This window comes from Kitasatospora sp. NPDC058046 (genome assembly GCF_042885595.1).
Lineage (GTDB): Bacteria > Actinomycetota > Actinomycetes > Streptomycetales > Streptomycetaceae > Kitasatospora.
Map to the genome: position 1 here is coordinate 1 of NZ_JBHVRS010000055.1, position 10992 is coordinate 10992.

A 10992-nucleotide genomic window follows, 5' to 3' on the forward strand; every position below is an offset into this window, starting at 1 on the left:
GGCACGTAGAGCAGTTGCGTGACCGTCCGGTGGGTGCCGGGGTAGGTCCGGCGCTGGTAGATCCGCAGTCGGGGGAAGACGACGGTCTGCTCGGGGTGGGAGAGGTCGAACAGCTGCTCCAGGTCGTGGGGCAGCAGGGTGCCGTCCTCGTCCACCAGGTCGACGTGGCCGGAGGCCAGGGGCTGGTGGGCGGCGATGCCCGGGGTCGTCGGCTCCGCCTGGTCCGGCTCCGGCTCGGCGGTGGGGCCGGGCGGCGGGTCGAGCGGCGCGGCGGCCGAAAGCTCGGCGGGCGGGGTCTCCAGGTCCGGGCCGCCCGCGCCGGCGGTCTTCGCCGCGGGGGCGGCGGCGGGCTTCGCGGTGGGCTTGCGGGCGGCCATCAGTGCGCCTTGAAGGTGCCGTAGACGAAGCTCTCGGGGCGCGGGACTTCGAGGCCGATGCGCTCGGAGCCGCGCATGGTGACGACGCCCCTCTCGAAGTTGTCGCGGTTCTCCGTGCTGACCTGGACCGAGACCTGCTCCCGGTCGTACAGGCGCGCGCCCAGGCCGAAGGAGCCGATGAGGAACTTGCCCTGGTTGACGAGGTGGTCGTCGTGGAGCCCGCGTACCACTCGCTGCTCGCCCCGGTGCTGGCGCGTGGCTGCCGGGTGCGCCGGTGGCGGCTTCGCCCGGAGGACGGGTTCCGCCCGGACCTGGAGGAGCTGCGGCAGCTGGCCACCGACGCCACGAAGGCGGTGATCGTGAACTTCCCGCACAACCCCACCGGCGTCACCCTCACCACGGGGGAGCTGGCCGAGCTCGTCGCGATCGTGGAGCGGCACGGCTGCTACCTGCTGTGGGACGGCGCGTTCGAGGACCTGGTGTTCGACGGGCCGCCGCTGGCCGCCCCGACGCACTACGAGCGGGCCCTGTGCTTTGGGACCATGTCGAAGGCGTTCGGTCTGCCGGGGCTGCGGGTGGGCTGGGGCATCGCGGCGCCCGAGATCGTGCACGCCGCCGTCGGGGTGCGCGACTACACCACCCTCGCGCTCTCGCCGCTGGTCGAGTGGGTGGCGCAGCGGGCGCTGGAAGGGGCCGGACGGCTGATCGGGCCGCGCATGCTGGCCGCGGCCGCCAACAGGCGGCTGGTACAGGAGTGGCTCACCGCGCGCCCTGGTGAGGTGTCCTTCACCGCGGGCGGGGCGGGCGTCGTCGTCTTCCCGCAACTCGCCCGCGTTCCGGACACGATGGCGCTGTGCGAGCGGCTGATGCGCGAAAACCGGGTGCTGCTCGTGCCCGGCGAGTGCTTCGGCGTCCCCGGCCGTGTGCGGCTCGGCTTCGGCGGCACCACCACCGATCTCGCCGCCGGCCTGGACGCCCTCTCCCACCTGCTGGACACCATGGCCGAGGAGGCCGCGTGAACCCCAACGACACCTTCCCGGACATGTGGCGGCGCAGCGTGGCCGCCGACCCCGGCAGTGTGGCGATCGACAGCCCGGCGACCGGGACCCACACCTACGCCGAGATGCACCGGCAGGCCGAGTCCACGGCGGCACGGCTGCGCGCCGCCGGTATCGCGCCCGGCGTCCTGGTGGGCATCAAGGCCTCGGACCGACACGCGTTCTGTCGTGCCCTGCTGGCGGTGTGGCTGGCCGACGCGGTCGCGGTGCCGCTGAACGCCGACGCCCCGCCGTCGTGGACACGGGAGGTGGCCGAGCGAGCCGGCGTGGCCGGTGTCCTGGTGGACGGCGAGACGCCGGGCACCGTCCTTCTTCAGGAGCCGCTGACGTCTGGTGCCCGGACCGTGCTGGGCGCGGCGTACGTCATGCACACCTCCGGGTCGACCGGGCGGCCCAAGGCGGTGGTGCTCTCCCACCGGGCGCTGGGCGCCTACTGCCGGGCGTTCGGCGTCGCCATCGGCCTCGGCGCTCGTGACCGGTTCCTCCAGCTGGCGCCGCCGTCCTTCGACGTGGTGTTCGAGGAGGTGCTGCCCGTGTGGTGCGCGGGCGGCACTGCGGTCCTGACCGGGGCGCAGCCTGATGACCCCGCCCAGCTGCTGCGTGAGCTGGAGCGGCGAGGTGTCACCGTCGCGGAACTGACAACCGTCTACTGGCAGCTGCTCGTGCGGCATCTGCGCGCCAACCCGCTCCCGCTGCCGGAGTCGCTGCGGCTGCTGCTCATGGGAGGGGAGCAGGCGCCGCCCGCGCTGATCGAGGAGTCCTTGGAGCGGGGCCTGCCTCTGGCGCACGTCTACGGGGTGACGGAGGCCGGCATCACTTCGACCGTGAAGGTCTTCGACCCGGGTCGGCCGGTGGCCACCGACACGGTGGGTGCCGCGTTGGACAACAGCACCGTGCAGGTCGTCGGTGAGGACGGCGTCCCGCTCGACGCGGGCACGGTCGGGGAGGTGTGGATCGGCGGCGAGAGCCTGGCCGACGGCTACCTCGACGCCCCCACCGCGACGGCCGCCCGCTTCATCGAGGCCCCGGGCACCGGCCCGCTGCCGCCTGGGCGCTACTACCGCACCGGGGACTTGGGTCTGCTGGACACGGCGGGTCAACTGCGGGTGCTGGGCCGCATGGATGCGCAGGTCAAGGTCAGCGGTGTGCGCGTGGACCTGACCGAGCTGGAACGCCACCTGGTGGCGAGCGAGACGGTGGCCGAAGCGGCGGCCGTGGCCGTGCCCTGCACGGCCGGCGGGGCGGCGCGCCTGGTGGCGTTCGTGGTCCCCGCGACCGGAGCGGACCCGACCGGCCTCGAGGCCGGGGTACGGAACTGGTTGGCGGGGCGCGTGCCCGCGCACCTCGTCCCGCACCGCGTCGTGGCCCTGGCGTCGCTTCCGGCGACCGCGCACGGCAAGGTCGACCGGCACCGCCTGCCCGAGTTCCTGACCGTCGCCGGCCCCAGCGTGCCGGACACGGTCTGGTCGACGGCGACGCAGCGCACCGTCGCCCAGGCGTGGCAGGGGGCGCTGGGCCGTCCGCCCGCAGGCCCCGACGAGCGGTTCGCGGACGCGGGCGGAACCTCGCTCGACCTGCTGACGTGGACGGTCCGCCTGGGTGAGCTGGGGATCGACGTCACGGCGGCCGACTGCCTGGACAACCCGACCGTGCGCGCGCTCGCCGCCCACGTCGACGGCACCACGGACGAGGCGCCCGCTCGGCACGACCACGGCGCCCAGCGCAACGAGGCACGGGGCGTCTCCTGCGCCGGCGCCGCACGGAGACGGAGGGCCGGTCATGACGCCGATCCCCGAGGACGCCATCGCCGTCGTGGGCATGGCCGCCCGTGTGCCCGGCGCCGACAGCGTCGAGGAGCTGTGGGACAACGTCCTCGCCCACCGTGGCGCCGTCATCCGTTCCACGGACGGCCCCCACCTGTACGCCCGGGGACAGCTGGAAGACGTCGAGCTGTTCGACCCGGCCTTCTTCGGCATGTCGCCGCGCGAGGCCCTGACCTGCGACCCGCAGCAGCGACTCCTGCTGGAGTGCGCCTGGCAGGCCTTGGCCGACGCGGACGCCGGCCGCCCGCAGAACACCGCCGTCCGCGAGCGGACCGCGGTGTTCTGCGGCACCAACCACAGCGGGTACCGCGACCTGCTGGCGCAGGCCGGACCGGTGAGCGCCCTGGAGTTCGAGGCCGGCACCGACAAGGACTTCGCCGCCACCCGGCTCGCCTACCGGCTCGGGCTGCGGGGACCGTGCGTCGCCGTGCAGACGGCCTGCTCCTCCTCCCTGGTGGCGGTCCACCTGGCGTGCCAGACCCTGCTGCTGCGCGAGGCCGACCAGGCACTGGCCGACGGAGCGTCCATCGTTCTGCCCAACTCCCCGGGCTGGCAGTACGAGAGCGCGTCGATCCACAGCGCCTCCGGCCTGTGCCGGCCCTTCGACGCGACGGCCGACGGCACGGTGATGGGCGACGGCGCGGCCCTGGTGGCGTTACGCCGCCTGGAGGACGCCGCGGCCGACGGGTCACGGATCTACGCGGTGATCCGCGGCTCGGCCGTCACCAACGACGGCGGGCGCTCGAACGGGTTCACCGCGCCGAGCGGGAGCGGGCAGGCGGAGACCATCCGAGCGGCGCTGGCCCGCGCGGGCCTCGACTGCGGGCAGATCGGCTACGTCGAGACGCACGGCACCGGCACCGCTCTCGGCGATCAGGTGGAGCTCCAGGCGCTCGCGGACGTGTTCGCCTCCCACCCCGGGCCGGGTGGGGTGACGCTGGGGTCCGCGAAGGGCGGGCTCGGGCACCTGGACATCGCGGCCGGCGTCGTGGGCCTGATCCGCGCCGGCCTGGCCCTGCACCACGGCGTGCTGCCCGGCACGGTCAACCACACCACGCCCTCCCTCGCCCTGGCCGCCGCCGCGCCGCTGCGGGTCCTAACCCGGCCCGAGCCCGGGGAGACGGCCGAAGGGATGCGCCGGGCCGGGGTGAGCAGCTTCGGCGTCGGCGGCACCAACGCCCACGTCGTCCTGGAGGAACCCCCGGCACCCGGCACCGGGCCCCGGCCGCGCCCGGCGACGCTCCACGAAGCGGGCTACCGGCCCCGCCGGATCTGGCCCGAGCCCGTCACCGGCACCACCGACAGCGTCGGCGCAGCCGAGCCCGCCGAAGCGCAGGTGGAGTTCCGGCGCAGCGCCTGGGCCCAATGGTCCGGGCGCCCCGTCGATGGCGCTCCCCGCTGGGCGTGCGTCGTCCTGATGGCCGAGCAGGACCACACGGGCCGTCGGCTGTTCGACCTGCTGTCCGCGGCGGTCCCCGAGGGCACCCCGGTGGTGTGGGCGCCGGACGGCCTCGCCGAGGAGCCGCAGAGCAGGACGCTGGTGGTGTGCGGGTACGCGCTCGGCGCTGGCTCCCAGTCCGTGCAGCGTGCCTACGACGCCCTCGCCTCGCTGGCCGCCCGCGCCGCGGGCTGGCCCGCCGCCTGCGGTGTGGACGTCGTGGCGCTCACCCGGCGCGCTCACCCGGTGCTCGGCACCGAGGGCGGTGACCCCCGGTCGGCCACGCTCACGGGCCTGGCCCGAGCGCTGTCGATGGACGTGCCCGCGCTCCGCGTCCGCACCCTCGACCTGGAGGGCACTCAGCCCTGGGCGCTGGCCGAGGCGGTACGGCGCGGCGTGGACTGGGCCGCCGAGCCCGTGCTCGCCCTGCGCGGCCGCCGCTGGTGGAGCCCCGTCTACTCGCCCGTGCCCGAACCCGAGCCGGGATCGGGCGGCGGCGTGTCGCTCGTCGTGGGAGTCGGGCAGATCGGCACCGCCGCCGCCCGCGTCCTCGCCGCCACCGGCGGCACGCTGGTGCTCGCGGCCCGCCCCGGCCCTGGCCTGCGCCACGCCCACCGCCTGGCCGACGACCTCGCCTCGCAGCCGGCCCGCATCGTCGTGCGGGAGTGTGACGCCGCCGACCCGCGTGCCCTCACGGCCCTCATCGCGCATGTCACCCGTGACCTGGGCCGGATCGAGCGGATCGTCATGGCTGCCGGGATCTCCGGTCAGGCCGCCTACCAGGACGGCACCCGCCTGCCGCAGTGGGCAGGCGAGCAGCACTTCGCCCTCAAGATCGACGCTGCCGCGACGCTGCGTGCCGCAGCCGCCAACCATCATGTGCGGCACGTTGTGCTGATGTCCTCCCTCGCCGGGGTGCTCGGCGCGATCGGCTTGCCGGCCTACAGTGCGGCCTCGGCGGCGACCGACAGCTACGCCCTGCACGCCGAGTACGCCCGCACCCGCTGGCTGAGCATCGGCTGGGACGCCTGGCAGCACCACGACGCCACCGCCTCGGCCCACGAACATCGCATGGTCCAGGGCGGCCTCACCCCGCAGGAAGCCGAGCAGGCCCTGACCCGTCTGCTGCTGTCCGACCAGAGCGGGCACGTCCTCGTCGTCAAGGGCGCACGCTTCCTCGACCGGTACGAGCGGTACGTGCGCGCCCCGTTGAGCACCACGCACGCCCCCGAACCGCCGGTGCCGGCCGACAGGCCGCAGGCCGACCTGCTCGTGACCCTGCTGGATGCGTGGCGCAGCTGTCTGGCCGACCCCGACCTGGGCCCGGACGACAACCTGGCCGCGCACGGCGCCGACTCCCTCACCGCGATCGACGTCCTCGCCCGGGTCGGTGCCCAGACCGGCCGCGTCCTGCCCACCGAGCTGTACTTCGCCTCGTCCTCGGTCCGCGACCTCGCCGCCGCGATCGACTCGACCACGGCCGCCGGCCAGCCGGCGCCCACCGCAGCGGTCCGGCGCTGGGGCCAGGGCGACCGGTCGACGCTGTGGTGCATGCATCCGATCAGCGGATCGGTCGACGTCTTCGCCGCCTTGGCCGCCCAACTCGGCGACAGCCACCAGGTCCACGCGCTGCCCGGCCCGCCCCTGTCCGACGTCACCGTCGAGATCCCGATCGAGGACCTGGCTCGCCGCCAGCGCACCGCGTCCCGACGTCGTCGTCGGCTTCTCCTTCGGCGCCCACCTGGCCCTGGCCGTCGCACAACACGTGCACGACACCACCGGGCACGCCCCCACCGTGGTCGTCCTCGACATGCCCGCGCCCGCAGGCCCCGGTCCCCGCAGCATCACTGAGGTGCCCGCCGCCGAGATCGTGGCCGCCATCACCAGCCACCGGGCCCGGTAAGCCGGTCAGCGCCTCACCGTGGATCCGTACAGCCTGCGCCACGACCCTCCCGAGCAGGCGATGGCCGATCTGCTGGACGACCTACGCGCCCAGCAGATCGTGCCCGGCTCCTTCACCACCGAACACGCCACCCGGCTCGCCATCGGCTACCGGCACCGCCTTGCCGCCGCCGAGCACTACCGTCCCCGCCCCTACCCGGGCCGCATCGTGGTGGTGCGCGCCGCCGAGGCCGAGTACGACGACTCGCTGCTCGCGGGCGTCCTGCCCGCCCCTGCCGGTGACCCCTCCTGGGGCTGGGCCGCCCTCGCTCAGCACGGCCACGCCGTCCACGTCCTCGATGCCCACCACACCACGCTCCTCCAGCACCCGAGCGTGGCCGACATCGTCCACTACAACGCCCCACGTCCGGAAGGACCTTCGACATGACGCCGCTCCGAGCCGTCTGGGCGCCCGACGGCGCCTTCACCTCGGCCCGCACGGCCGGGTGGGCGGACCTGCTCACCACCGGCCACGCCGACGAAGCCGCCCCGCTGCTCCTCAACGCCGACCTCGCCGCCCGCCACCCCGACGGTCCTCACCGCCACCACCCGCGAGCTGCGCATCGAGGTGCCCCCGGTCTGGCGCGCCGAACTCCACCTCGCCTGGGACGGCGCCAGCCTGCTGATCTCCTCCGACCTGCGCACCCTCGCCTGGGCCGTCGGCGCCCGCACGCCCGACCCGGACGGCGCCGCCGCGTTCCTCAGCGGCGAACGCTGGACCCGTGGCCTCCTGCCCTCCCTCTACCGCGACGTCCTCACCCTGCAACCCGGCCACACGGCCGTGGTCCGGCCCGACAGGACGATCCGCTCCGAGGCGACCTGGGCCCCGCACCGCGACCCCGCGCACGCCTCCCAGGCGCTGGAGACCAGCACCGTCCAGCTGCGCGATCGTCTCGATGACCTCGCCGACCGCATCCTCACCCGGCACCGTCGTGTCGCCTGCCTGTTCAGCGGCGGCCTGGACTCCACCCTCGTCGCGGCCGCCCTGCTGCGCCGCGCGCCCGAGCGCGTGGTGCTGCTCAACGTCGGCAGCGACCTCGGAACGCCGGCCGAAGAGCGGCTGCGGGAGCGGTTCCTGCGCCAGTACGGGGCTCGGAGTGAGCCGGTGGACCTGCCCGACAAGCCCGGCCTGGTCGCCGCCCTGCGCGACGTCAACGCCATGACCGCTCTCCCTACCGGGTCGCCCTTCGCGGCCGCTTTCGAGGAGATCGTCGCCGTCGCCCACGCCGACTTCGACTGCGACGCCATCGCCACCGGCGACGGCGGCGACGAGGTCTTCGCCGAACGCGACGAGCTCCTGGTCGACCTGCTCGCCCGTCACCCGCGGGCCCTTCCGACGGCCCTCGGCCACCAGGCGTTGCGCACCCAGCAACGGGGCCTGGGTGCCTTGAAGCATGCTCACCGCACCCTGCGCTACCTGCGCGGACACGCCCCGGCTCCCGGCCACACGGCTGGCGTCCTCGGCACGCTGTTCGGTGACGCGCTCGCGGAGCGCTTCGCCTCCGCCCGCGCCCGCGCCCTGCATGCGGACCGCGAGCGGTGGCTCCAGGGCTGGACGTGGTCCGCGCTGGGCTCGGTGCGCCGAGCGGTGGCCGTCCCGGAGTGGGAGCCCGCCAGCACGCAGGCGCCCGGCATGGCCGTCCTCAGCCCCCTCGTGGACTCCCAGGTCATCGCCCCTGCCCTCGCGCTGCGCCGTACGGCCCTGCAGCCCTCGGTCGCCGGGTTCCAGCCGAAGTGGCTGCTGCGGCAGGCGGCTCTGGCCTGGCTGGACCCGCAGGTCGCGCTCCACCCGAAGATCGGCAGTGCCGACGGCACGATCCTCCAGGCCGTTCGCAGCGACGAGCACGGCGACCTGCTCGACCTGCTCGGCTCCACCACCGCTCAGCAGATCGGCCTGCGCCTACCGGCCGAGGCCGAGCGCCCCGACCACCCGCTGTGGCACGGCGAGGAGTGGATTCGTGCCGCCGCCCTCACCGCGTGGTTCGACCAGCCCGCTCCCCGCCCTCACCAGCCTTCCGTGGTCCTGAGCAGCCCGCCGGCCCCGCCCGCTCTGGAGCGTCCGCCGCTGCCCGCCTCGCGGCACCGGCGCCGTGCTGCCCGCCGACACGTCGTCGCCCTGGCCGCGCTCAACATCGCCCACCAGCTACTCCCCGGCACATCCGTTCCGCCCGCCCGGGCGACCGCCGCCGATCCGGAGCTGGGCGAGACGCTGACCGACCTGGCCCGCCGGGCCTGCGCGTTCCCGCTCATCAGCGGAGCCTCCCAGCCCATGAGCCAGGCGCTCGCCCACTTCCTGCGGCTGCGAGGACGCCGCGCGACGGCGGTGCACGGCGTCCAGGAGGGGCGCCCCGGGCCCCGGTACTGGGTGGAGACCTCCACCGCCCACGTGGACGTCCACGGGGCGGAAACCCCTCTCACACGGACCCCGGAGATGACAGATCATCACCTGTCGAACTCCCGTCCGGCCAGATGACATTGGGGCAGACCGGGCCGCTCGCTCGCGTACCATGCGGGCCAGCGGCCCGGCCCGCCGGCACCGACCGAACCGCCACCCGGCCGCCGTCACGGCGAGAACACACCGCACCCGGAGGACCCGTGCTCAACCCCAGCGAAATCGACGCGCTCCTCGACCCGGACCTGCCCGAGCCGTCCTTCTGGGAGCAGCAGTACCCCGCCCGCCAGCTGCCTGCCGGCGCAGAGGTCACCCGGTTCTGCCCCAGCCCCACCGGCCACGCGCACATCGGCGGCATCCACGTCGCCGCGATCGACGCGGCCATCGCCCGCCAGAGCGGCGGCGTGTACCTCGTGCGCATCGAGGACACCGACCAGGCCCGCGAGGTCGAAGGCGCCGTCGAGCGCTTCGATCGCGCCTTTCGCCACTTCGGCGTGTCCTCCGACGAGACCGACGCCACCGGCCTGTACGGGCCCTACACCCAGTCCCGGCGCGCCCGCATCTACCAGACCTACGTCCGCGAGCTGATGCGCCAGGGCCGGGCCTACCCGTGCTTCGCCACGAAGGACGAACTCGAAGCCCTGCGCGCCGACCAGCTCGCCAAGAAGGTGCCCAGCGGCCACTACGGCGAGTGGGCTCCCTGGCGGGACGCCGACGACGACGCCGTCCGTGAACGGCTCGCCGCCGGTGTCCCGTACGTGGTGCGGTTCCGTTCCCCGGGCACCGACGCGGGACGCACCACCTTCCGCGACCGGATCCGCGACACCATCGAGATGGACGACAACCGCGCCGACACCGTCATCCTCAAAGCGTCCAACACCGAGCCGCGCCTGCCCACCTACCACCTCGCCCACGCCGTCGACGACCACCTGATGGGCGTCACCATCGTGATCCGCGGCGACGAATGGCTGTCCTCCGTCCCCGTCCACCACCAGCTCTTCGACGCCCTCGCCTTCCCCCGCATCCCCTACGCCCACATCGCCCCCCTGATGAAGCAGGAGGACAAGACGCGCCGCAAGTTGAGCAAGCGCAAGGACCCCGAGGCCGACGTCGAGTACTACGCCCAGGCCGGCTACCCGACCAAGGCCGTCTTGTACTACCTGCGCGGCCTGGCCAACGGCCGGCTCGCCGAGATGCCCCTCGACCAGGCCCTGCGCGAGCCCCTGCGCCTGGAGGAGTGCGGGGTGACGGGCGCGCTGATCAACCTCGCGAAGCTGGAGGACATCTGCGCCGACCACGTCGCCGCCCTGCCCGGCCCCGCCATCCTGGAGCGCGTCAAGGAGTGGGCCAAGGCGTACGACGTGCCGCTCGCCGAGGTGTTGGAAAACAACGAGGACCTGGCGCTGCGGGCCCTCGCGGTGGAGCGCGACGGATTCGACAACCCGCGCAAGGATCTCCGAATGTGGAGCAACTTCCGCACCCACTACGGCTTCTTCTTCCAGCAGCTCTTCGTTACCGTCACCGATCCCGCCGATCCGCGGTTCGGCAGACTGGCCCCGGACGTGGTCCAGGACCTCAGCCGGCGCCTGCTCGACCGCTATCAGCCCATCGAGGACGGTGACGGCTGGTTCGATCAGATCCGCGCTGTCGCCGCCGAGCTGAACTTCGCTGACAGCGCGAGGACTTACAAGCAGAATCCTGGCCTGCCCCCGGGCTCCATCAAGGAGGCGGCCCAGGCCATCCGTGTGCTGATCACCGGATCGACCCGCAGCCCCGCACTGCACCTGGTGGCGGCGACGCTCAGAGAGGCCGAGGTACGACGGCGCCTGGACGCCGTGCAAACGGCCTGACCACGGGCTGGGGCGTCGCAGGGGCGGACACACATCGTGTGTCCGCCCCTGCGACGTACGTGGTAGCGGGGACAGGATTTGAACCTGCGACCTCTGGGTTATGAGCCCAGCGA

At 74.0% G+C, this 10992-nt stretch carries 6 protein-coding genes and 2 pseudogenes; 6 read left to right on the forward strand and 2 right to left on the reverse strand.

All coding sequences use genetic code 11. The features are described from left to right. Positions 1 to 377 (reverse strand): annotated as a pseudogene (locus ACFVU7_RS44750) (hypothetical protein); the annotation flags it as partial. After that, complete coding sequence (locus ACFVU7_RS44755) at positions 377 to 607, reverse strand: phage major capsid protein (RefSeq protein ID WP_388052455.1); 231 nt, start codon at positions 605 to 607, stop codon at positions 377 to 379. The pseudogene ACFVU7_RS44750 and the gene ACFVU7_RS44755, both read right to left, overlap by 1 nt. On the opposite strand from ACFVU7_RS44755, the gene ACFVU7_RS44760 reads away from it, so the two are divergent. The 6 genes and pseudogenes from ACFVU7_RS44760 to ACFVU7_RS44785 all read left to right on the forward strand — a co-directional run bounded on the left by ACFVU7_RS44760 (position 590) and on the right by ACFVU7_RS44785 (position 10879). Continuing rightward, positions 590 to 1396, forward strand: coding sequence for an aminotransferase class I/II-fold pyridoxal phosphate-dependent enzyme (locus ACFVU7_RS44760; protein ID WP_388052457.1), 807 nt, complete (start codon positions 590 to 592; stop codon positions 1394 to 1396). The genes ACFVU7_RS44755 and ACFVU7_RS44760 overlap by 18 nt on opposite strands. A gap of 23 nt (positions 1397 to 1419) precedes the next feature. After that, a pseudogene (locus ACFVU7_RS44765) lies at positions 1420 to 3096 on the forward strand (non-ribosomal peptide synthetase); the annotation flags it as partial. 118 nt (positions 3097 to 3214) lie between these two features. After that, complete coding sequence (locus ACFVU7_RS44770; RefSeq protein ID WP_388052460.1) at positions 3215 to 6547, forward strand: SDR family NAD(P)-dependent oxidoreductase; 3333 nt, start codon at positions 3215 to 3217, stop codon at positions 6545 to 6547. Positions 6548 to 6617: 70 nt separating this feature from the next. After that, positions 6618 to 7025: a hypothetical protein gene (locus ACFVU7_RS44775; protein WP_388052463.1), complete on the forward strand. Its 408-nt coding sequence runs from the start codon at positions 6618 to 6620 to the stop codon at positions 7023 to 7025. Positions 7026 to 7205: 180 nt separating this feature from the next. Continuing rightward, positions 7206 to 9110: an asparagine synthase-related protein gene (locus ACFVU7_RS44780; protein ID WP_388052466.1), complete on the forward strand. Its 1905-nt coding sequence runs from the start codon at positions 7206 to 7208 to the stop codon at positions 9108 to 9110. Between the two features lie 122 nt (positions 9111 to 9232). Next, positions 9233 to 10879 carry a glutamate--tRNA ligase gene (locus ACFVU7_RS44785; protein ID WP_388052469.1) on the forward strand — a complete coding sequence of 549 codons (1647 nt, stop codon included), beginning with the start codon at positions 9233 to 9235 and terminating at the stop codon, positions 10877 to 10879. Positions 10880 to 10992: the final 113 nt, after the last annotated feature.

Excerpts from the sequence above, each read along its gene's own strand:
- ACFVU7_RS44770 (WP_388052460.1), top strand. The coding sequence starts at position 3,215 with ATGACGCCGATCCCCGAGGACGCCATCGCCGTCGTGGGCATGGCCGCC.